This window comes from Chryseobacterium sp. PMSZPI (assembly GCF_002835665.1).
Classification (GTDB): Bacteria; Bacteroidota; Bacteroidia; order Flavobacteriales; family Weeksellaceae; genus Chryseobacterium.
On record NZ_PIZV01000070.1, the window covers coordinates 165701 to 189735 of the forward strand.

Sequence of the window (24035 nt, forward strand, 5' to 3'; positions counted from 1 at the left end):
GACGTTAAAATACTTTTAAATTAAAGTATTACTTTACATTATTAATCCTTCGCTAATTTTACTTTTAAATTCTTGATCATGTCTTTCGTCATTTCAGAAATTCCAAAATCATAAGACAATCCCCAATCTTTTTTAGCGACAGAATCGTCGATCGAAGCCGGCCAGGAATCCGCAATTGCCTGTCTGAAATCCGGGTTATAATCGATTGAAAAATCCGGAATCTCTTTCTTGATTTCTTCTGCCAATTCTTTTGGCGTAAATGACATTCCACCCAAATTATAAGAGGAACGAACAGTCAAACTTTCTTTTGGAGCTTCCATTAATTTCAATGTTGCATTGATGGCATCATCCATGTATAACATTGGCATTCCTGTATTCTCAGAAATGAAACTTGTATACTTTCCATCTTCAATAGCTTTGTAGAAAATTTCCACTGCATAATCAGTTGTTCCGCCCCCAGCAGGAGTCTTCCAGGAAATCAATCCGGGGTATCTGATACTTCTTACATCTACTCCATGTTTATCGAAATAATATTCGCACCACTTCTCTCCTGCCATTTTAGAGATTCCATAAACCGTTGTCGGATTCAAAACAACATCCTGTCCAACATCATGTTTTGGAATTCCTTTTCCAAACACCGCGATAGAACTTGGCCAGAAGATCTTTTTAATAAACCCTTCTTTTGCCATTTCACAAAAATGAAGCAAAGGCTCGAGATTTAATTTCCAAGCGAAAATTGGCTGCTTTTCTGAAGTCCCCGACAAAAGCGAAGCAAGGTGATACACTGTAGTGATGTCGTAATCCTGAATCACCTGTCTTACTAATTGCGTATTAGTAACGTCCATTCTTTCATAGTGTCCGGCAGCGGTAATTCCTTCCTGCCATCTGTCCAATCCTGAAGCGACCACATTTTCCGCTCCGTGAATTTCAACAAGTCTATTGGTAAGTTCGGTGCCAATTTGTCCCAAAGCACCCGTAATCAGTATTCTTTCCGTATAGGATTCCATTTTTCAGATTTTTTTAGAATTGTACAAAAGTAAAAAAAACATGTCAACCATAATAAAAAAGGTGTATTTAAAAAAACACACCTTTAAAATCATTGTAGTAATTTATTTTATTATTTACCGGAAAGTGTAAATCTTATTCAATTTTAACATCCGAGTTTCTTCATTTACAATGTCAGATTCAATCTCACAAAAAGAAATCTTCCGTTCATCCCAAACTGAGAAACGTTTCTGGAATACACAAACTGATCCTGATAAGAGAGATCAACCAGAGAGGTATTGGTGTATATTAAATTTCCGGAAGCATCTAAAGAAGGTGTTTTTACGGTTTTGGGACCATAATTTTTATCAGGATAAATATCAAACAGGTTATTTGCTCCAATAGTCAGTTTAATTTTGTTTGTAAATTTATAACCAATAGACAAGTCCGTTATTACTTTTGCTCCCCAAACCGGATGTTCTGTAGCTACCGCTTGTCCGTTGATGATACTTCCTTCTACAATCCCGTCATTATTTACATCCATTGTGTTTGGGTCGGTAACTTTTCCAAAATAAACGTTTCTCAAAAGAACACTAAAGTTATTAAATTCTAAAGCATTATTCAACGAAGCCTTAAACCTTGGCACTGCTTCTTCCAGATAAACACGACTCGCTTCGGAATAATAGCGATTGATTTGGCCTGCTTTAATTAAAATATCAGAACCATGAATCTCACCTACTCTATTCGTTTTTGAAACTGTTACGGCTAAATCTGAGTTCAAAGAAACCTTTTCAGAAAATTTAAGTCTATGCGAAACTACAGCTTCTATCCCTTTTGTCTGGGTATCAATGGCATTCGCAAAAAAAGTTGCAGCATTGGCGTTAGCTTTATCAAAACCTTGCTGAAGATTATATTCAGGACTGCCTACAGGAAACGTTCCTACCGGTCTTGAAAACTGATCGGTTAAAACCACTCTGTTTTTTATCTTAATATAATATCCGTCCACTGTAAATGTTAAGTTTGCACTTGGTATTTTAGCAGTAAAACCGGCTGAAAAACTCTGAGATTCCTCCTGCTTCAATTGCGGAATACCCAAAATCTGCGCTACATTGGAATCATTGGAAAACGTACCCACTTCAAAAGCAGTACCTCCCACAAACTGGGTAGCCGTTGCATTATAGTAAATCTGCTGCAAAGAAGGTGCCCTAAACCCGGTAGAATGAGCAGCCCGTATGTTGATATTATTCGTAAGCTTATATCGGGTTGCTACTTTATAGTTAAAAGTAGATCCAAAATCCGAATAATTCTCATACCTCAATGCTGCACTTAGCAACCAACGGTCTGTAACATCTAATTCTGTATCAAGGTAAGCTGCTACTGAACTTCTACCTTTCTTTAAAGCATTTTCCGGTCTGAAACCAGGAAACACCTGCGATCCTCCCGGCCTTGTGGCTCCCATAAAATCTGTAGGCTTCAGTAACGCCGGTGTCCCCGGAGTCTGAATACTTCCATTAATATCATAAAGTGCCCAGGAAGACTCTTCTCCACTCTCAATTTTATACCGTTCTAATCTTACTTCTCCTCCAAACGCTACGTTGAAACCCTTTAGCCAATCGAATTTTGTATCAAAATCCGCATTGATGGTATTTTGTAAAAACCCTAGTCCTCCTGCCCTAAATTCTCTTTGTTGAGAACCCTGCATAGAAGCATTGGCCGTATTTTTTATGGTATAATCGAAAGTATTCTGTCCAAAAGTATTGCTGATATCATAACTCACCTTTCCCACTTTCCCCTTAAAACCGGCTGCCAATGAAAGATCAATTACATCGGAAGCAATTTCAGGTAAAAATCCATTAGGATAAAGAGAGGTTGAAGTTCTGCTTTGATTTGGTCTTCTGTAAAATCCTGCAGCATTTCCCATTCTGTAAGAAATCCCTCCAAATGCATATCCTCTTACCGACGGGGAAATATCAAATTCAGAATTAACAAAAAGCTGTCCTGAACCTAGTTTAGACTGCCCTACTCTCATATTAAAATCATTTCTCTCCAGCCCTCTGTAAGCCAATTCATTATTGGTAACATCAGCTTTTAAAATGGATTGTAATTCAGGAATTGTATTGGCATTCTGAATACTGGTCAACATTGCCGGGCTAAAGTAATTGACATAAGGCGCATATTGATGGATATAATTAACAATCTGCTGTGTATTAGATGTATTATTAATATTTCCAAAAAGAGAGGAAAGGTTTACTCCGTTTTCAAGTGCTCTTTGTTCGATGGCATTATAAGCATTAAAGATATCACCTGTCGCTGTACCCGCTCTTCCGGTAGCAGCTCTATTCAGAAAGCTGGCCGTAACATTAACGAATCCGGTTGACCCCAGTTTTGCGCCATAATTAAGATCGAACTGAAACTTCCCACCATCCCAGCCTCCACGATGATCATTAGCTCCTTTAGAATTAAACCCACCGCCTGTAATTGCTGCAGTAAGACTATTTGTGTTCTTTTTCATAATGACATTAATAACTCCTGCAATGGCGTCAGAACCATATTGTGCAGAAGCTCCATCTCTTAATACTTCCAATCTTTCAATAGCGAAAGCCGGAATTGCGTTAAGATCCGTCCCCACAGAACCTCTACCCGGCGAGCCATTAATATTAACTAGTGATGAAGTATGTCTTCTTTTTCCGTTTAACAAAACCAAAACCTGATCCGGTCCCAACCCTCTTAATTGCGCTGGGTCAACATGATCCGTACCGTCAGCCACGGTTGTTGAGTTGGAAGTAAAAGAAGGCGCCGCATAATTTAAAATCTGGTTAAGATCCGTCTGCGGGCTTAGCACCGATTGTGATCCAATATTGATAACATCTACAGGAACCGGTGTATCCGTAGCTACACGGCTTTTATTCCTCGATCCTACGGTAATTTTTACTTCATCTACTGATTTTACTTTGATAGAATCTTTTGTTTGCGCATATACATTGACAGAAACAAAAAACAAAATTCCTAAAGAGGTAATTTTCTGGTATTTTTTCCTCATGTGTTTTTTTTTCAAATGTAACAAATCAAGCCGAAACAAAACATAAATACATCACAAAAAGACTCAATTTATTAAAAATTATTTAACAAAAATTATTATTTACTAAACAAAATAGAATTAAATTTAAATTTTATTGAAAATCAAAAACAAACAAGAACATTTTTCACATCCTCATCACTAGCAATCATTTACACAAAAAAATTCTATATTTTTGTTTCAAAGAAAATCACATGAAGAAGTTATTAATCGCGTCGATCTTATTAACAAGTCAATTCAGCTGGGCTCAATTTACAGATATCAACATTGTAAAAGAGGTAAAAGTAAAGAATAAGGGTGTTGTTGTTTCGGCACATCCATTAGCCAGTGAAGCAGGGGCCAAAATCTTAAAAATAGGTGGAAATGCCTATGATGCTATTACCGCTACACAATATGCATTGGCAGTAGTATATCCCCAGGCAGGAAATATTGGCGGCGGCGGATTTTTGGTAGGAGTGAAAAATAATGGTGAAAGATTCACCTTAGATTACAGGGAGACAGCCCCTAGAAAGGCATCCAGGGATATGTATATCGATAAAAAAGGAAAAGCTAATACCGACTTGTCGCAAAATGGCAGGCTGGCAGTAGGTATTCCGGGAAGTGTTGCAGGTTTCTTTGCTACGCTAAAGTATTGTAAACTACCAATGGAGCAAATCATCCAGCCCGCAATCGATCTGGCTGAACAAGGATTTGCCATCACAGATCAGGAAGCAGATATGTTGAATAACAACAGAGAGCATTTTAAGAAACACAATACCTCTTCTATTGTATTCGTTAAAGAAACTCCTTGGAAAGCCGGAGATATATTGGTTCAAAAGGATTTGGCAGAAACCTTAAAGTTAATCCAAAAATTAGGCGCTAAAGGCTTCTATGAAGGCAAAACCGCAGATCTTTTAATTGCAGAAATGAAAAGAGGCAATGGTATTATCACTCTGGAGGATCTTAAAAATTATAAGGTTGCCGAAAGAAAAGCTTTAGAATTTGATTATAAAGGAAATAATATCGTCACAATGCCTTTACCTTCAAGCGGTGGAGTCCTTCTTGCGCAAATGTTAAGAATGGCAAGCTTTGAAAATCTTGAAAAATACCAACAAAACTCTACGAAAGCTGTTCAGATTATGACTGAGGCAGAAAGAAGGGCCTTCGCAGACAGAGCAGAATACATGGGTGATCCTGACTTTATACAAGACAAAACCTCTTATCTTATCTCTGATGAATATTTAAAAAACAGATGGAAAAGTTTCAGCTTTAATAAAGCAACACCAAGCTCAGAGGTTGGTAAAATTGTTGAGCAACCGAAAGAGTCTACTCAAACGACTCATATTTCTGTACTTGATAAAGATGGAAATGCTGCATCCGTAACCACTACTCTTAACGGATATTACGGAAGTAAAGTACTTGTTACAGGAGCCGGTTTCTTTTTAAATAATGAAATGGATGATTTCTCTATCAAACCGGGTGTTCCCAATATGTTTGGAGCTGTAGGAGGAGAAGCTAATTCTATACAACCTAATAAAAGAATGCTTTCTTCCATGACTCCCACTATTCTTCTTAAAAACGGAAAACCTTATATGGTTGTAGGAACGCCGGGAGGAACAACGATTCCAACCTCAGTTTACCAATCTATTGTGAATGTTGTTGATTTTAAATTGAATGCCAATATTTCTGTTAATGCTCCTAAATTCCACCATCAATGGCTTCCGGAAACAATAAAAGTAGAAAATAACTTCCCTCAAAGTACGATTTCCGAACTGGAAAGCAAAAATTACACTATTGAGAAAGTAAAACAAATCGGAAAAACAGAAATGATTGTCCTTGATGAAAATGGAAATATCCATGCAGTAGCAGACGGACGCGGAGACGATTCTGTTGCTACGGAATAAAAATATATTCGAGATTCTTTTTCACCAAAAGAACAAATCGAACTTAATAGGATTAGTTTCGGCGGGGCTTTCAGCCCCGCCGAAACTTTTTAATGACTTTTATCATGTTTTTATAAAAAATTCATAATTTCGCCCTTTCAGAAGTCATGTCATTAAAAGTAAAAAAATTCTATCAGCAACTTTATTTTCAGGTGATTGTTGCGATCATTGCAGGTATTCTTTTAGGAAAATTTTACCCTGAAATAGGTAAGAAAATGAAACCTCTGGGTGATGGTTTCATCAAGTTGGTAAAAATGATTATTGCTCCTGTCATTTTCATCACCCTTACTTTGGGAATTGCCCATATGACGGACCTTAAAAAAGTGGGTAGAATTGCTATCAAAGCAATGATTTACTTTTTTATATTTTCAACATTTGCACTCATCGTTGGATTGATTGTCGGCAACTTATTGCAACCAGGCCATGGTTTGAATATTGATCCTATCAGCCTGACTGGAGATGTTTCTCAATATAAAGAGAAAGCTCATGAATCTACACTCACAGGCTTCATCATGAACATTATTCCGGAAACCCTTTTCAGTCCTTTGGTGGGTGACAATATACTGCAGGTACTTCTTGTAGCTATTTTAATGGGAGTTGCATTGGTTTTAACAAGAGAGAAAAGTCAACGGATAACAGATTTTCTTCAGGACTTATCCTCTCCTATTTTTAAAATCGTTCATATCTTAATGAAACTTGCTCCTATAGGTGCTTTTGGAGCAATGGCATTTACTATCGGAAAATACGGACTTCATTCTGTGCTGAATTTGATATTTTTGGTGGCTACCTTCTATATCACTTCGATATTGTTTGTTGTATTAGTTTTAGGAGCTGTGGCGTGGTATAACGGATTTAATATTTTCAAATTGTTATATTATCTTAAGGAAGAGCTCCTTCTTGTATTGGGAACAAGCTCTTCAGAATCTGCTCTTCCGGGGCTTATGCAAAAAATGGAGAAGGCAGGTTGTTCAAAAGCTATTGTTGGATTGGTGATTCCAACCGGTTATTCTTTTAATTTAGACGGAACCAATATTTATATGACATTGGCTTCTCTTTTCATAGCTCAAGCTTTAAATATCCAATTACCTCTTGAAAAGCAGTTGATGCTTCTCCTTGTTGCCATGTTGAGTTCCAAAGGAGCTGCAGGCGTTACCGGTGCCGGCTTTGTCACATTAGCAGCGACTTTGGCGGTAGTTCCTGAAATTCCTCTTGCCGGAATGACTTTGATTTTAGGAATCGATAAATTCATGAGTGAATGCAGAGCCTTAACCAACGTTATTGGAAATTCCGTAGCTACCATAGTTGTGGCCAATTGGGAGAAACAATTAGATAAGGATCAATTACAATACTGCCTGGACCATCCAAATGAAGTTGAAAAAAAATTGGAGACAATATAGAAGTAAGGCATGTTGCCATCAAATATAGCATCCTTAACCTCTAACTTTAAACCTCAAACCTTCAACTTTAAACCAAAATATTCAGGCTTGAAGGCTGCACTTTAACATGAACCGGGGATTCTATTTTATTAAATTCACCATCCAGATGCCAGTTTTTGGTATTGACTTCAAATGAAATCTCGGAAACCGGAAGATAAGTTACATATTCATCATCCTTTAATCTTTTGGTAAACATTCTGAAAGCAAATAAAGCAGAATAAGTAAGAGGAAATTTTTTCACCAGCACCATATCTACCAAACCATCACTTTTACTTGCCTTAGGAGCGATATAAGCATTGTTTCCAAATTGTCGGGTATTGGCAACATTCAGCATAAGGTATCTGCCATTGTATTGCTTATATTGTTCTTCAAAAAATTTAACCTTGATGGGTTTATAATTAAAAAACGTTTTCAGGGAAACTTTAATATAATTTTTGAATCCGCGACTCGTTTTTTCAAATTCTTTAACTACTTTGCCATCAAAACCTGTCCCCGAAACATTGATTGAAAGTCTTCCATTCACCGTAAACGTATCAATCTTTCTTGATTTTTTTGCTTTTATCTTTTCTAAAAGTTCATCCAGATTTTTGCTAAAACGAGTTTCGTTGGAAAATCCATTTCCTGAGCCTGCCGGAAAAATAGCCAGAATTTTATCTGTCAAAATCAGATTTTTAGCCACTGTAGATATGGTTCCATCGCCTCCTATTGCTACAAAAACATCTACCTGATCAAAATGTGTTCTGATAAACTCATCTGTTCCCGGAATTGATTCAGAGACATAGTACAATGGGTTATCAACCTTGGTTTTAAGTTCATTCAAAAACGGCTGATAATTTTTTTTGGCCGAAAAAGGATTGATGATAAAAGCTACTTTTTCCATTACCGCAAAAATAAACAATGCTTCCTGATCCGGAAGCATTAATTTACTTAATTTTCATTCTTTCTTTAAATTCTGTATTTAATGTTCCTTTTAATTCTTCCCAAGAAATTGGAATGGTGATATCTCCTGCTGCAAAAGCCGCAATTTCATATGGACTGTAATGAAAATATAGATTCTTCTTGTCAAAGTAAAAATTATTGGTAGCCGGAATTTTTTCAACCAATAACATTTCTGAATTTTTCACCTCTCCTTTATCATCTGTTGTTCCACTATTGATGTTATTGATATTCTTCATCAGAATTTCCTCAAGTTTAGCTTTTGGCATTGAAGTGATGTTCTGCAACTCCAGTTTTTTATTGTTTTTAAGATCAAAAACTCTTTCTGAAAATCCATAATTATCGTGGGCACCTCCTTCATAGCCACTTCCAAGATATTGAATATGCATATAACCATTCGTATTAGACACTAGATTCATATAAGAACTTGAATACCAATCTTGCGCATAGGTAATATCCGAAACCCAATCTTTATTATCATTTTTAACGGAACTGAAGTATTGATTTTTCTCTTTATCCAAATAAGCCTGAAGACCTGTTTTAGAAAAATCAGTAATTCCTTGATTCTGAAAATAAATACTATCCAGGAGCTTTTTATCTTTTAAGGAAGGAAAAACCAAAAGTTTCGAAGCATAACTCACTTTTAATGAATCTGTAATTTTTGTAGAATCCATTACTTTAACGGAATCTACAACCAATTCTCCTGATTGTTTATTCTCTGTTGTTGGGTTTTTTATTTTTTCATTCTTTTTACAAGCAGAAAAAACAAAGAAAGAAGAAAGAGCGAATATAGCAATCGTATTTTTCATAATTTTAATTTTCGAATACCAATACAAAAACCATTCAAAAGATGAATGGTTTTTCAAAAAAATATAATTTTAAATTAAATGACCGTTAAAAATTTGTCATTTATTGTTTCTTAATTAAGCTTATCACCTGGTTTTCAAACTTTGAAGCAACTCCCCAGATTTGTTTAAATGCAGGATAATATTCTTTTGGATAATCTGCACTGCCAATTTTGGTAGTGGTTATCACTTCCAGTTTATTATTTTTTTGCTCAGCCATATAGCTATATTCTATTTCTTTATCTTCTGTCACAATTCTTTTATTTTGTGGCATTTCTTCAATGACATAGCCTTCCGGAATCTCAAAAGTGATTTTTTTCACTTTTGTAGAAGGAGCTCCAAAATCAATAGGATGTTTTCTGACTTCGGTTTGATCAAACTCATTAGAGTTTTTACTTAAAAACAGCATAGGATTGATGATCATTTTTTTCCCAATTCTATCAATCATGTTCATGGATGAGAATTTCATGGTACTTTCAAACTCACCATTTTCCAACACTTTTGAATTGATATCTGTAAAATCTACTGAAAAATTTTCTTTATATTGCTTCTTATATTTCTCCGGATTTTCATCATAGCTATCCTTCACATACATTGCAAAAGTTCCGGTATCTTTATCAGAATACGTTCCGGAAACACTGCCATCTTCATTCATTTTTGCATCTACGGTAAGGAAAGTACTTCCCGGTTTGGTATTGGTCAACTGAATCTGTAACGTTTTATCTTTATTAAGCAAAATACCATATTGATTCCAGTCTCTTAAAGGAAGTTCATCCATAGAAGATTGTTTGGATGTTGCATCATATATATGAAGCCTCTCTCCTATTTTTATGGTAGCCAATACAAAATTCATATTGGAAACATTGGGTGAAACAAGATTAATTAATCCGTTATCTACAGTAGAAATAAGAAGTGGATCCGCTTTAATTCCGGCTTCACGAAGAAGCATGATTAAAAAGAGATTTATTTCCGCAGCATTACCAATTTTAGTTTCCAACAATTTTTTAATGCCATTTTCTGTATAAATCCCTCTGTCCTTATTCCATGTAAACGTTTTTTGAACATATGCAAAAATAGCATTAGCTCTTTCCTGCTCGTTTTTTATCTCCAACACCCCTGAAGGCATATTTTCCCTGGCAAGTTTTGACCTTTTTAGTTCCTCTCCAAAATCCTCATTTTCCTGAAGTCTTTTATTAATCTGTTCCCAAGATGATGAGTATAATTTAAGAATACCAAAATTCGTCGAGTTAAGCTCTGCACTTATTTTAGTTCGATGATTTCTATCATTTCTCACAAATTTCTCCGTTTTAAAACCTTTTACATTTTCATAAGCGAATCTATAGGTCTTATATTGGGAAGAATACATATTTCTTTCTTCTACCTCTTTATATTTAGGCATTAAATCTCCTGTATAATTTATATTGTAAGCAATATTAAGAGGAGCATCCAAAACATATTCTGTATAAAGAGACGGAGTATCCGATTCTATTAAAATTTCCGGAATGATAAAAAGAAACGGAGATATCACATCGTACTGATATTCTATAACAGAACCGTCTTTTACATTGGGAAAAGCAAATTTCGAAACCGTAACATATTTACTTTCTTTACTTTTATATTGTGAGCTTTTTTCTACTTTCAAAGGCATTACGGTTCCGTTTTCCAGGTTATAGGTGAATGCTTTGAATTTAGTTAAGGTCTCTGTATCATGACTATTTTTGTAAATCGGAACTTCAACATTCAACCAATCTTCCGCTTTATCTTTGTTATAAATCTTTACCCTGTAAAAATGTTTTTTATGCAAGGTCCCTGTCCCAGTATCAACCATAAAATGTACGGATTTATATAAAATTTCCGCAGGTGCATTTTCGTCCAGCAATGATTTCGTTTTCGACAAATCAGCTTCGGAAAATTTAGGAGGGTTTAAAAATTCTTTTTTTTGAGCATTCACAAACATGAAGCTTGTTGAACAAATGGTTACCAGTATTATTTTCTTCATCTTATATTTTTGTAATTAAAATTTTTGAATTATCCATGTTGATGGTTTTCTTTCTGAACCCCACGTATTCATTATATTTTTCTTTTGGATAGATTCCTTTATTGATCTGTATTTTCCGCATTACTTTTACTTCATCTCCGTTTTTAACAAAGCTGAGTTTATAATGACCAAATTCTGAGGTGATATTTACATTATTAGGGATTTCATCAATTTTATAACCTTTAGGAAGATTAAAGGCTATTTCGTATTCGTCCTCAAAAGACTGTCTGATTTCAAAAGGAAGTTCCCGATGCTCATCGGCTTTATAAACAGCATCAGTAAATATAGGAACTGCCCTGAATATAAGGCTATTCCCTGCTTTTTTAGAAAAATTGTTGGTTTTAAAATCAATATCATAGCTAATGATCGCTCTATCTTTATCATTAACCATATTTTTCATCTCAACTTTTTCAAAGTTGAGAACACTAAGCCTGCTTTTCAACGCCTCATTTCTTTCTTTAGGTCCAAGGCTTACAAATCCTAAATTGTAGTCATATTGACTTCCTGTGTAAGAAAAACTTCCTTCTCCGGTAATGCTATTATCTTCTCCTATATTGATTTTAAGGGTCTGCTTTTCTTTGTTTTGTTCCGCAGAATAAGTTGGAGTATTGATAAGTTCTATTCCATTTTTGCTTACTGAAAGTACATTTCTATCTGTTGTATTATATGAAAGATGATTAAACCCTATCTGTTGTGAAGTATTTTCAAGCCAAATCTTATCTTTTTCGGTAGGAACCATTAAAATGATGTGGTTTCCTCCCATTCTCGGAAAATCAGGATCAAAAGAAACTGATGAAAGACTGGAATTGATAACACAATAATAAGAGGGAATTCCGGCTTCATCCAACATGACCTTCATATAATTACTAAGCCCTTTACAGTCTCCATACCCTTTTTTCTGAACTTCATCCGGCAGCATAGGAAGCCAACCTCCAATTCCTAAACCAACAGCAATATATCTGGTTTTGGACTGCATATACTGATAAATCTTTTTCACCTTCTCTTCAGTAGATCCTTGTAACTGTAAAGCTGCAACTTCTGCTTTAATAGCAGGAGTGGAAACAGCAACCGGCTCCACAAGATTTTTGTAATACCAGCTTCCAAAGTCAGCCCAACTGTTTATCGTTCCTTCTTTACCTGCCAAATTAAACCTTGTCAAAGTAAAACTTACCTTGGGTAAAATTTTCACAGGTTGTGGAATCAATGAAGCCTCTTCAATAGCCGGAACATTCTGATATGAATAGACTTTTTCCCCTCCATTATCTTTTTCGACCACAGAAGCATAGCCATATTTTGATGGATAAATCTTAGTTTTAAGCTCTATTCCCGATTTATTGGTTATTTTAAATTGAGACTCTTCCAGCGCTGTGTTTGTAGTGGAAAAAGGAACAAAATCCGGAATGAAAACCGTATTTTCATTGGAGATCTGATAAGCAAAATCTACTGTATAAGGATATGTTGCTGAAGTATAAGATAACGTCAGCATTCTGTTATCAGAATAGAATACCCCCTGAGGATTATTCGCGTAATCTTTAAAGTCGGATTTCGAAAAACTCTTTATTTTTTTCCCTGCTTCATCATAAATCGTAACTTTTACATCCGAAATATTATCTCCTTTTTTATAAGGAATATACATGATCGCTTTTGAATCTCCATCTTTATTTAAAACCGTGGTTACTGTATTAGTCTGATATTTTATATCATCAACTTTATTTATCTGAACTGTAGTAAGGTCTTTTCTGATAACAACATCAGCATTTTTCTTTAAATTTTCGGGAATTGCAGAAGCCGGATATGCTTGTGCAAAATATAGTGAGGCAGTAGACAAGGCCCCTATAAGTAGGATTTTCATCATGGTCATTAAAATTATGCAAAAATAATAAAATCTTAATAACTGTTAAAATATATATATACAGAAAGACCCCACGCCGTGGAGTCTGTCATTAATTTTAATGTATTCTAAATCTACTTAATAATATACAAGCAGAGAGAACAATTAAAAAACTCTATATATAACCTAAATTTAAAATTCGTTCCTTAAAATATGTGGTATTGAAAATATTTGTTTAGTGTTTCAAATTTAACAACTAATCATTTTACAATAATTCAAATATCGTAGAATTATTTACATCCAACAGTCAAATAAATTCTACAAAAAAAGAGAGGTTGTCTCAAAAGTGTCATTCTGAATGAAATGCAATGTAATGAAGAATCTCAAACAATTGACTAACAATGAGATTCTTCCTTCGCCAGAATGACAAAAGCCAATTGTTTGACTTTTGAGACAACCTCCTTCTTTATTATACTGTATCATCAGGAATTCTTGCACTATCGTAGGAATCGCTTCCGAGTCCCAATACAGGGATAAAAATGAAACCTAAGAAAAACAAAAGGATTGTGTATAAAGGAGTTTCTTTTCCAAAGCCTTTTGATAGCCTATTACATACGATCCAGGTTATAAATAAATTGACCACAGGAATAAAGAATAGGATAATCCACCATATTGGCTTTTTTACAATGGCCAACATAACAATCGTGTTATAAATAGGAATAAAAGCTGCCCAAGCATCTTCTCTTCCTGCTTTCTTAAAAATCTTATACGTACAATATCCATAAAATAGATAGATAAGAAGACTCATAAACATACTTCCCATTCCTAGCCCTGCAGCTGCAGCTCCAGAAACTGCGCTCACGTTTTCGTAAGAATCTGTTTGTAAAATAGTTAACATAGTATTATTTTTTATTGGTTCCTCCAAATATAAAAAAAGCTTCTAAATAATTAGAAGCTTTTTTAGTCATATTTTTTAGAAACAATTATGCATCAATTTTCGCATATTTTGCATTCTTCTCAATAAATTCTCTTCTTGGCGGAACTTCATCCCCCATCAACATTGAGAAAACACTGTCAGCCTCAACTGCATTATCAATCGTTACCTGCTTTAAGATTCTGTGCTCAGGATTAAGAGTCGTTTCCCAAAGTTGCTCTGGGTTCATCTCTCCAAGACCTTTGTAACGTTGTACCTCTACTCCTTTTCCGTCCGGAGACATTTCTAAGGTAAACTCTTCACGCTCTTTCTCGTTATAAGCGTACACTTTTTTATTACCTCTTTTCAATAAATATAAAGGTGGTTGAGCGATATAGATATATCCGTTTTCAATAAGTTCCTTCATATATCTGAAGAAGAACGTAAGAATTAAAGTAGAAATGTGAGACCCATCGATATCGGCATCGGTCATGATCACGATTTTATGATATCTTAGCTTAGCCATATTCAATGCCTTACTATCCTCTTCAGTTCCTACAGAAACTCCAAGAGCAGTATAAATATTTCTAATTTCTTCGTTATCATATACCTTGTGAAGCATAGACTTCTCTACGTTCAAGATTTTACCTCTTAAAGGAAGAATAGCCTGGAAGTGTCTGTCACGTCCTTGTTTTGCTGTTCCACCTGCGGAATCTCCCTCCACAAGGAAGATTTCAGATTCTGCCGGATCTTTGGATGAACAGTCAGATAGTTTTCCCGGAAGTCCTGAACCTCCCATCGGAGATTTTCTCTGAACCATTTCACGGGCTTTTTTAGCAGCCTGTCTTGCTTTAGCCGCCAAAACTACTTTCTGAACGATCTGTTTTGCTTCAGTAGGATTTTCTTCAAGGAAGTTAGTCAGCATTTCCCCTACAATTTTATCTACAGCTCCGGAAACTTCAGAGTTCCCTAATTTTGTTTTCGTCTGTCCTTCAAATTGAGGCTCCATTACTTTTACAGAAACTACAGCTGTTAATCCCTCACGGAAGTCATCCCCTGTAATTTCTACTTTTTCTTTCTGTGGAATCCCTAAATCATCAGCATATTTCTTAAGAGTTCTTGTCAAAGCACGTCTGAAACCTGCTAAGTGAGTCCCTCCTTCATGAGTATTAATGTTGTTTACATAAGAGTGAAGATTCTCGTTGAAAGAAGTATTGTAACGCATTGCTACTTCAACAGGAATATCATCTCTTTCACCTTCCATAAAGATTACGTGTTCCATGATAGATTCACGGTTCCCGTCAATATAGGCAACAAATTCTTTTAAACCTCCTTCAGAATGAAAAACTTCTGTTCTGAAAGAACCGTCCTCCAATTTTTCTCTTTCATCGGTAAGAGTAATGGTAATTCCTTTATTAAGGTAAGAAAGTTCTCTTAAACGGCTTGCCAACGTGTCATAGTTATACACTAGTTCAGTGAAAATAGTATCATCCGGCTGGAAAAACTGCTTGGTTCCTCTTTTTTCACTGTGCCCGATTTCTTCCACTCCGGTTTGCGCCTTCCCTTTAGAGTACACTTGCTGATAGATATTACCATCTCTATAAACGGTGGTGATCATTTCGTTGGAAAGTGCATTTACACACGATACCCCTACTCCGTGAAGACCTCCGGAAACCTTGTAAGAATCCTTATCAAACTTACCTCCGGCTCCGATTTTTGTCATTACAACTTCAAGAGCAGATTTTTGTTCTTTTTCGTGGAAATCTACCGGAATACCCCTACCATTATCGCTTACTTCAACTCCGTTTCCTTCTTTAATGGCAACAAAGATCGTGTCGCAGTATCCTGCCAACGCTTCGTCAATAGAGTTATCTACTACTTCATAAACCAAATGATGGAGACCTCTTGTCCCTACATCACCAATGTACATTGAAGGACGCATACGTACGTGCTCCATTCCTTCCAATGCCTGAATACTACTAGCTGTATATTGTTTCTGACTCATATTAAATATTAAAAATCTTGCTATATGCAAAGACTTACAAATATCGTGATTTTTTTCGAGGTATGAAAGTTAAAAAGTGTCAAAAAAACATTGCTCTTAACATAAGAAATGTAAATTAAAACCTGCTTATATTTTTAGAGTAATTGGTAAGAATATTATCATTTCAAAATCAATTTTTTAGCATTTAAAAATTAAGCTTATTTTATTTAAATGGTAGATAATCAATTCTAGTGTGATCATATCCTATTCAAGGTATAAAAAAACAAAGTTAAAGTCTATTCTCAAAACTACTGCTGTTGTAAATCATATTTAACATCAATAATTTATGCGTAAATTTATTTACTGAAAAGTTGATATTATGGATGATTTTATAGCAGCCCGTGCTCAGATGGCTCTGTCTCTGGGCTTTCATATCATATTCTCCTGTGTAGGTATGGTAATGCCCTTTTTAATGGCTTTTGCCCACTGGAAATACTTAAAAACAAATAATGAAGTTTACAAAGGGCTTACCAAAGCCTGGAGCAAAGGAGTAGCCATCTTATTTGCCACAGGTGCCGTATCCGGAACAATGCTTTCTTTTGAGCTGGGACTTTTATGGCCTGGATTCATGAAACATGCAGGTCCTATTTTTGGAATGCCGTTTTCTTTAGAAGGAACAGCGTTCTTCATTGAAGCGATAGCCATCGGATTCTTTTTATATGGTTGGGACAAATTCAATAAATGGTTTCACTGGTTTTGTGGTTTTCTTGTGGGTTTAAGCGGTTTGGCTTCCGGGATACTCGTTGTAGCGGCCAATGCATGGATGAACTCTCCTACCGGATTTGATTATATTAACGGACAGTACTTAAATATTGATCCTATCAAGGCAATGTTCAATGATGCTTGGTTTCCACAGGCTCTCCATATGACAGTGGCTGCATTTTGTGCGACAGGATTTGCTGTAGCTGGCGTTCATGCCTTTATGATTATACGAAAAAGAAATGTTGAATTCCATACTAAGGCTTTTAGAATTGCTGTTGGCTTTGCCCTTATCGGAGCATTTGGAGCCCCTTTAAGTGGTGATGTTGCGGCCAAATCTGTTGCAGAAAGACAACCTATTAAATTAGCCGCCATGGAGGCCCACTTTGAAACAGAGAAAGGAGCTTCATTTGTTATCGGAGGTATTCCTGATGAGAAAAAAGAGGAAATAAAATATGCCGTTAAAATTCCGAAAGTTTTGAGCTTTCTGGTAAGCAATGACTTCAATGCTGAAGTAAAAGGACTTAAGGATTTCCCTAAAGATGAATGGCCTCCGGTTGCAGTGGTTCATTATGCTTTTCAGATCATGATCTTCTTTGGTGTTGTAATGATCTGTATCGGGGCAGTTTATTTATATGCTTTCTTCTTCCGAAAAGAATGGCTGGCAAAACACTGGCTATTAAAAACATTCTTAATCGCCACTCCATTTGGATATATTGCTTTAGAAGCCGGATGGACAGTTACTGAAGTTGGTCGACAACCCTGGATTATCTATGGAGTGATGAAAACAATAGATGCAGTAACTCCAATGCCGGGGATACAGTATTCATTCTACTTCTTCACGGCTATTTTTGTATCGTTATCCTTAATTCTTGTCTTCCTTTTAAGAAGGCAGATACAGATGGTACCTCAACTTTACGATCCTACCGATACTCAGTTTAACGATAAAAACAAGAAATCATGATTTACATAGTTATAGGCTTTCTCTGGCTTTCCATCTGTCTTTATATTATTCTGGGTGGCGCTGATTTTGGAGCCGGTATTGTCGAACTTTTCACCAATAAAAAAGCGCGCCACAAAACTCATGAAATCATGTATGAATCCATTGCTCCGGTTTGGGAAGCTAATCATATGTGGCTGATTATTGCCATTGTAATTCTTTTTGTAGGTTTTCCTGAGATTTATACGACGATGTCTACTTACCTCCATATCCCTTTGGTATTAATGCTTTTAGGAATTATTGCAAGAGGTACTGCTTTCACCTTCAGACATTATGATGCTGTAAAAGATAACTGGCAGGTTTTATATACGCAGATTTTCTATTATGCGAGCCTTCTAACGCCTTTCTTTTTAGGATTAATTGCTGCTGCAACTGTATCACATTCCATCAACCCTGACGCTGTAGGCTTTCTGGATCTATATATTTTTAGCTGGTTAAACTGGTTTGGGGTTTCTGTAGGTTTATTTACAGTAGCATTGTGTGCTTACCTTGCTTCTATTTTTTCATTGAGAGAAACTCGTGGTAAAGAAGAATTGCTATTAATGATCAGAAAATCTAAACAGACCATGATTTTTGTAGTGATTACAGGAGTTCTTGTTTTTGTGACTGCATATATCTCTGATATTCCTCTTTTGATGTGGGTCTTTTCAAAACCTTTGGGAATTATGGCCATTGCCTTTGCTACGGTTGCTTTATTGCTTATTCTAAGAGCGATGAACAGACAAAAGTTACTTCCTGTACGTGCTCTTGCAGGCTTTCAGATGGTAATGATCCTTGTGGCAGCTACTTATCAGCATAATCCAAATATTATTTTGCTAGGAAACGGGCAGCATTTGTCGCTTTTAGAACATATGGCCCCCGATAAAACTATTTCTGCTTTAGGATGGGCTTTGATGCTGGGTTCGTTGTTTATTCTACCTTTTTTGTTTTATCTGATGGCTTCTTTTACGAAGCGAAGAAAATGATTTAACAATATTTAACGAAATAATTAAACATAAATATTAAATTATAAACAATTTATTTATTATTCGAATTTCAAATTTAAAAATATAATTAAATGTTTTTTCTATTAAAAAAAACATTATGAATTAATATATCACACTATTTACATTAAATAATTATTAGAAACCATCATTTAACTTCATATAATAATATATTTAAAATCAATTAACATTACTGAAAAACCTGTCCCTTTCATGAATTTTTGTTTAGTTTTATAATGATAGCGATTCATTATCAGTAAATTAATTTAAAAAACCATTCATGAAATATATTAAAAGTCCTATATGGTATAGCGGATTCATACTTCTTTCTATTAACGTTTTAGGGCAGACAGGCTTATCTCCAGACCGCTACACAAGTGCCTATAAAAAGTATGAAAATGCTACCTGCCCTGTAAAAAATAACAACATTAAAAATTATGTATATTTTTCCAGAGACAGAGAGGCAATTAAAGACCATCCATTTTTGAAGGCACCAAAATTTGAAGGTGCACAAATCATGTATTCCTGGAAATCGCTTGAACCTGAAAAAGGAAAATATGATTTTTCGGAGATTAGAGAAGACCTTCAATATTTAAGTTCAAAAGGGAAAAAATTATTTATACAATTGCAGGATACAACTTTTGATCCTCAACTTCAAGCTGTCCCTAAATATTTATTAACCCAGGAGTATCATGGAGGCGCTGTCATTATGCTACAAGACAATGGAGAACCAGATGGCTGGACTGCGAAAAGATGGGATTCAAATGTTCAAAAAAGATTTGCGCTACTGCTTCAGGCTTTAGGAAAAGAGTTTGACGGAAAAATAGAAGGTATTAATCTCCAGGAATCCTCTATCGGGGATGTAAAAGATCAATCTTTTTCACCTGAAATCTATTTCAAGAGCCTGAAGATAAATATGTTGGCCATGAAAAAAGCTTTTAAAAAATCTATAACAATGCAATATGCCAATTTTATGCCCGGAGAAAGTCTTCCGGAAGATGACAAAGGTTACCTTCGGGGGCTTTATAAATATGGACAGCAAATTGGTGTTGGCCTGGGCGGCCCGGATTTAATGGTAAAAAGAAGACCTCATCTAAATAATACGATTGCTGTAATGCATGAAGGAAAATACACTGTACCTCTTGGAATTGCTGTACAGGATGGTAATTATACCAATGATACCGATAATAGTAAAATTGTTCAGGATCATGAAAATATAGTTCCTCTTCTCAGTGCTTTTGCTGATGATTTTTTAAAAGTCAATTACATGTTCTGGGTAAATCAAGAGCCCTATTTTATAGAAGATGTACTTCCTTGTTTTAGTTCCAAATAAAAATTAAAAAGCAGAACTTTTGATGAAAGAGTTCTGCTTTTTAATATATAATCTATACCGTATTATACCAGTTTCATCAAAAGAACGTCATCAATCTTATCAACTTTCACAATATTATTTTTTGTTAAAGTTTTAGACGCTTTATCCCATTTCTTACCTGATAATTGGCTTTTTTCTTTTACTTCAGCCAACGCCATTGGCTCTTCCTGAGTATTAAGGATTTCAAGGATTACTTTCTCGTCCTCTCCCAGTTCAATTTGTGGAGTTGCTTTTTCAGGTCTCATCTGAGGGAAGAATAGTACTTCCTGGATAGAAGCGTTGTTCGTTAAGAACATAATCAATCTGTCCATACCGATTCCTAATCCTGAAGTTGGTGGCATACCATATTCCAACGCTCTTAAGAAATCCTGATCGATAAACATTGCTTCATCATCACCTCTTTCCGATAGAGCCATCTGAGCTTCAAAACGCTCTCTCTGATCAATTGGGTCATTAAGCTCTGAATAAGCATTTGCAATTTCTTTTCCACAAACCATTAATTCAAAACGCTCTGTTAAGCCTTCTTTGCTTCTGTGTTTTTTAGTCAATGGAGACATTTCGATCGGATAATCAGTAATGAAAGTCGGCTGAATAAAGTTTCCTTCACATTTTTCACCGAAGATCTCGTCGATTAATTTTCCTTTACCCATTGTTTCGTTCACTTCAATTCCGATAGACTTCGCGAAATCATATAATTCCTGCTCAGTTTTTCCTGTAATATCAAAACCTGTAAACTTCAGGATTGCTTCCGTCATAGAAACTCTTGGATAAGGAGCTTTGAAGTCTACTTCATGTTCACCAAATGTAGCTTTTGTAGTTCCATTTACCTGAATAGCACAGAATTCCAATAATTTCTCAGTGAAATCCATCATCCAGTTGTAGTCTTTATAAGCTACATAGATTTCCATTGCTGTAAATTCCGGGTTGTGAGTTCTGTCCATCCCTTCATTTCTGAAGTTTTTAGAAAACTCGTACACTCCGTCAAAACCACCTACGATCAATCTTTTCAGATATAATTCGTTAGCAATTCTTAAATATAATGGAATATCTAAAGCATTATGATGTGTAATAAATGGTTTTGCCGCTGCCCCACCGGGAATAGATTGCAAAATTGGAGTTTCAACCTCAAAGTATCCCGCGTCGTTGAAGAACGTTCTCATTGCATTGAACAGTTTTGTTCTCTTCACGAAAATCTCTTTCACTTGTGGGTTTACCGTCAAGTCAACATAACGCTGTCTGTATCTTAATTCAGGATCCGTAAATCCGTCGTGAACAACACCATTCTCGTCTGTTTTTGCCTGAGGTAAAGGACGTAAAGCCTTAGTAAGAAGTGTAAAGTTCTTTACTAAAACTGTTTTTTCTCCTACCTGAGTAGTAAACAATTCCCCTTCAATACCGATAATATCACCGATATCCAAAAGGTGTTTGTATACTTCATTATATAATTCTTTATCTTCACCCGGACAAATCTCGTCTCTGTTGAAGTAAACCTGAATTTTTCCTTTAGAGTCCTGCAATTCTGCGAAAGAAGCTTTCCCTTGGATTCTGCGGGACATCAATCTACCAGCGATCTTCACCTGTTTACTTTCAGAAAAATCCTGTTTTATAGATTCTGTAGTATCTGTAATTATATACTCATCCGCAGGGAACGCATTAATCCCCATTTCAGTAAGCTTATTCAGCTTTTCTCTTCTAATGATTTCTTGTTCTGATAATTGCATTTCTTATTTTTCTAAAAAGCGTACAAATTTAGGCATTTTTGAGTTGAACGTCAATTAGTTTTTTAAGAAATTTTAAAATGAAGAGGGCAAACAGTGAAAACTTGAGGTTATAAAAGCTAAAGCGAGGGTTGAAAATGATAAGTGTAATACGAAATAAAGTGAATGTGAATGGTGAATTGTCAATTTGCTTCGCAGTGAATTAATAGCAACCATTATTAAATATATAGAATATCATTCACCATTGACTTACGCAATAAAATTGACCATTGACGTTTACATCCAATCCTTCCGCTTCTGTTGAGGAATAAACGTCCATGCTAACATGCGGCTTATCTTTTGCCCTTGAGCCATGTCGATCGTCTTAACATCTACTGTTTTTACTTTCTTCAAGATTGTTGTCAGCTTAGACAAATTATCTTTTTTTGAAACTAAACATGTAAACCAAAGCACCTGTGAAGAATAGAGAACACTTTCATGAATCATTTTAGTAATAAAAGCAAGTTCACCACCTTCGCACCATAATTCCGATTGCTCTCCACCAAAATTAAGTAATGATTTTTGAGACTTTGACTTGTTAAGGTTCTTCGTTTTTCTAATGTTCCCTTTCATCATGGACTCTTTTGAATCATGAAAAGGTGGATTACACATTGAAAATGTAAATTGATCGCCTGCACCTATCATATTTTTGAAGATATGATCGGAATTCGGCTGATGTTTTAGTTGAATAAAAGGTAAAAGATCCGGATTTTGATCTAAAATATGTTGAGCATTTTTCAGAGAATCTTCATTGATATCTGTCCCCAGCATTTGCCATCCGTAAGATCGATGACCAATTAATGGATATACAAGATTGGCTCCTACTCCAATATCTAATCCTTTTATAGCAGTTCCTGTTGGAATTTCTCCTGATGGTTCCGCCAATACATCTGCAATATAATGCACATAATCTGCCCTTCCGGGAATGGGAGGGCAAAGGTTGTTTTCCGGGATATCCCAGTTTTTAACATTATAAAAATGCAATAGTAAAGCTTTGTTGAGCAACTTAACCGCTTCAGGAATACTGAAGTTAATAGTTTTTGTTTGATAAGCGTTAACAAAAACATAGTGCTTCAGTTCTGGTACACAAGAAATAAGCAGATCAAAATCATAAGGATTACGATGCAGATTTCTTGTGTGCAGACTGGATTTTTCGGTAGACATTTATTTTTTTTGACTTAAAATATACTCCACCATTTTTTTAGCATCTTCTTTAGATACCTGTGGATGGGCGGCCATAGGGACACCTCCCCAAACTCCACTTCCGCCTTCTATAATCTTAGAAGCAAGCAGTTCTATATCCTTTTCAGAATATTTCCCTGCTATTTCCTGATAAGAAGGTCCTATCATTCTCTCTGTAGCAGAATGACATCCTGAGCAATCTAATGTTTCGATGATCTGAGCACCTGAAAGATTAGATTTTGCAGGTTCTGAAACAGATGTCTCAGAAGAATTTGCCTGTACTGCTGTATTTTCTTTTTTAGAACAGGAGATGATCAACAGACCTAAGGTTCCTGCCAAAAATATTTTTTTCATTATTTTTTCGCTGTAGAATCTGTTTTAGCAGCTTCAGGAGCAGGTGTAGCCGGAGTTGCAGCAGCCGGAGCAGCAGGTTTAGCTGTAGAATCTACTACAGTAGTTGTTGCAGGCTCTTCTAGCATAGTATTGCTGTCTTGTAATGAATGATCTGGCTTTTTAGAACAGTTAACCACTAATAAACCTCCGATAAATGCGATTGCTAATACTTTTTTCATTATTTTTTCTATAAATTATTTAAGCAAAAATATAAAAAATAAACGTTTTAGCTTATGACAAATGTTTTCTTTGAAAAATATTTTAAAGTTTTAATCCAATAGATAATAAAGTTGTTTAAACTTTATAGACCACAGAAGCTCTCATTTTAAAACACTTTAGTTCACTTAAGTAAATTTGTTTAAAAGATTCCATAGAAAAATCCACATAAGATTGAAATCAAAGATTTTCACAAGGTTCTCCCTGAAATGGTGAATGTTGCACACAGGGGTAAAACCGGTGATAAAGGAGCTACTCTTATTGTTTTTTATAGTGGATCACCTGATATCCCCCTTTCCGAGCCTGTACACTAGTTTATTTTTAATAGGAAATATTTCAAAAGATAATAGTAAATTTAAACATGATTTTAATTTCAAAAATTCTGTTTTTTACCAGTCATCATGGTTT

The 24035-nt window shown here is 35.4% G+C and carries 17 protein-coding genes; 5 read left to right on the plus strand and 12 right to left on the minus strand.

The features are described from left to right. Positions 1-41: 41 nt before the first annotated feature. Positions 42-1007, minus strand: coding sequence for an NAD-dependent epimerase/dehydratase family protein (locus tag CW752_RS14410; RefSeq protein WP_101240397.1), 966 nt, complete (start codon positions 1005-1007; stop codon positions 42-44). Positions 1008-1171: 164 nt separating this feature from the next. Next, positions 1172-4024, minus strand: coding sequence for a TonB-dependent receptor plug domain-containing protein (locus tag CW752_RS14415; RefSeq protein WP_101240398.1), 2853 nt, complete (start codon positions 4022-4024; stop codon positions 1172-1174). Between the two features lie 230 nt (positions 4025-4254). On the opposite strand from CW752_RS14415, the gene ggt reads away from it, so the two are divergent. Beyond that, on the plus strand, positions 4255-5943 hold the full coding sequence (ggt, locus tag CW752_RS14420; RefSeq protein WP_101240399.1) for a gamma-glutamyltransferase: 1689 nt from the start codon (positions 4255-4257) through the stop codon (positions 5941-5943). Positions 5944-6089: 146 nt separating this feature from the next. After that, entirely contained in the window at positions 6090-7379 is a 1290-nt protein-coding gene (locus CW752_RS14425; protein WP_101240400.1) for a dicarboxylate/amino acid:cation symporter, read from the plus strand. Between the two features lie 67 nt (positions 7380-7446). Here the strand turns inward: CW752_RS14425 and CW752_RS14430 are convergent, their stop codons facing one another. The 6 genes from CW752_RS14430 to gyrB all read right to left on the minus strand — a co-directional run bounded on the left by CW752_RS14430 (position 7447) and on the right by gyrB (position 15986). Further along, positions 7447-8298 (minus strand): diacylglycerol/lipid kinase family protein, encoded by an 852-nt coding sequence (locus tag CW752_RS14430; protein WP_101240419.1) that lies wholly within the window; start codon positions 8296-8298, stop codon positions 7447-7449. A gap of 43 nt (positions 8299-8341) precedes the next feature. Beyond that, positions 8342-9163 (minus strand): RsiV family protein, encoded by an 822-nt coding sequence (locus CW752_RS14435; RefSeq protein ID WP_101240401.1) that lies wholly within the window; start codon positions 9161-9163, stop codon positions 8342-8344. A 100-nt stretch (positions 9164-9263) separates the two neighbouring features. Next, the gene (locus tag CW752_RS14440; RefSeq protein WP_101240402.1) at positions 9264-11198 is read right to left on the minus strand and encodes a transglutaminase-like domain-containing protein; all 1935 of its coding nucleotides are present in this window, start codon (positions 11196-11198) and stop codon (positions 9264-9266) included. A 1-nt stretch (position 11199) separates the two neighbouring features. Further along, positions 11200-13092: a DUF3857 domain-containing protein gene (locus CW752_RS14445; RefSeq protein WP_101240403.1), complete on the minus strand. Its 1893-nt coding sequence runs from the start codon at positions 13090-13092 to the stop codon at positions 11200-11202. A gap of 445 nt (positions 13093-13537) precedes the next feature. Beyond that, positions 13538-13966 (minus strand): DUF5684 domain-containing protein, encoded by a 429-nt coding sequence (locus CW752_RS14450; RefSeq protein WP_101240404.1) that lies wholly within the window; start codon positions 13964-13966, stop codon positions 13538-13540. A gap of 85 nt (positions 13967-14051) precedes the next feature. Continuing rightward, positions 14052-15986 (minus strand): DNA topoisomerase (ATP-hydrolyzing) subunit B, encoded by a 1935-nt coding sequence (gene gyrB, locus CW752_RS14455; protein ID WP_101240405.1) that lies wholly within the window; start codon positions 15984-15986, stop codon positions 14052-14054. A 358-nt stretch (positions 15987-16344) separates the two neighbouring features. On the opposite strand from gyrB, the gene CW752_RS14460 reads away from it, so the two are divergent. From CW752_RS14460 to CW752_RS14470, 3 genes are all read left to right on the plus strand, one after another. Beyond that, positions 16345-17688, plus strand: coding sequence for a cytochrome ubiquinol oxidase subunit I (locus CW752_RS14460; protein WP_101240406.1), 1344 nt, complete (start codon positions 16345-16347; stop codon positions 17686-17688). Then, the gene (locus CW752_RS14465; RefSeq protein ID WP_101240407.1) at positions 17685-18689 is read left to right on the plus strand and encodes a cytochrome d ubiquinol oxidase subunit II; all 1005 of its coding nucleotides are present in this window, start codon (positions 17685-17687) and stop codon (positions 18687-18689) included. The genes CW752_RS14460 and CW752_RS14465 overlap by 4 nt, the downstream gene beginning before the upstream one ends. A 298-nt stretch (positions 18690-18987) precedes the next feature. After that, complete coding sequence (locus CW752_RS14470; protein ID WP_228401786.1) at positions 18988-20040, plus strand: hypothetical protein; 1053 nt, start codon at positions 18988-18990, stop codon at positions 20038-20040. 62 nt (positions 20041-20102) lie between these two features. Here the strand turns inward: CW752_RS14470 and lysS are convergent, their stop codons facing one another. The 4 genes from lysS to CW752_RS14490 form a co-directional block, all read right to left on the minus strand. Then, complete coding sequence (gene lysS, locus CW752_RS14475; RefSeq protein ID WP_101240408.1) at positions 20103-21800, minus strand: lysine--tRNA ligase; 1698 nt, start codon at positions 21798-21800, stop codon at positions 20103-20105. Between the two features lie 273 nt (positions 21801-22073). Further along, positions 22074-23000 carry a 23S rRNA (adenine(1618)-N(6))-methyltransferase RlmF gene (gene rlmF, locus CW752_RS14480; protein WP_101240409.1) on the minus strand — a complete coding sequence of 309 codons (927 nt, stop codon included), beginning with the start codon at positions 22998-23000 and terminating at the stop codon, positions 22074-22076. Next, a complete protein-coding gene (locus CW752_RS14485; protein WP_101240410.1) occupies positions 23001-23372 on the minus strand; it encodes a c-type cytochrome in 372 nt (123 codons plus the stop codon). Further along, positions 23372-23590, minus strand: a complete 219-nt coding sequence (locus CW752_RS14490; protein WP_101240411.1) for a hypothetical protein — start codon at positions 23588-23590, stop codon at positions 23372-23374. The genes CW752_RS14485 and CW752_RS14490 overlap by 1 nt, the downstream gene beginning before the upstream one ends. Between the last annotated feature and the right edge of the window lie 445 nt (positions 23591-24035).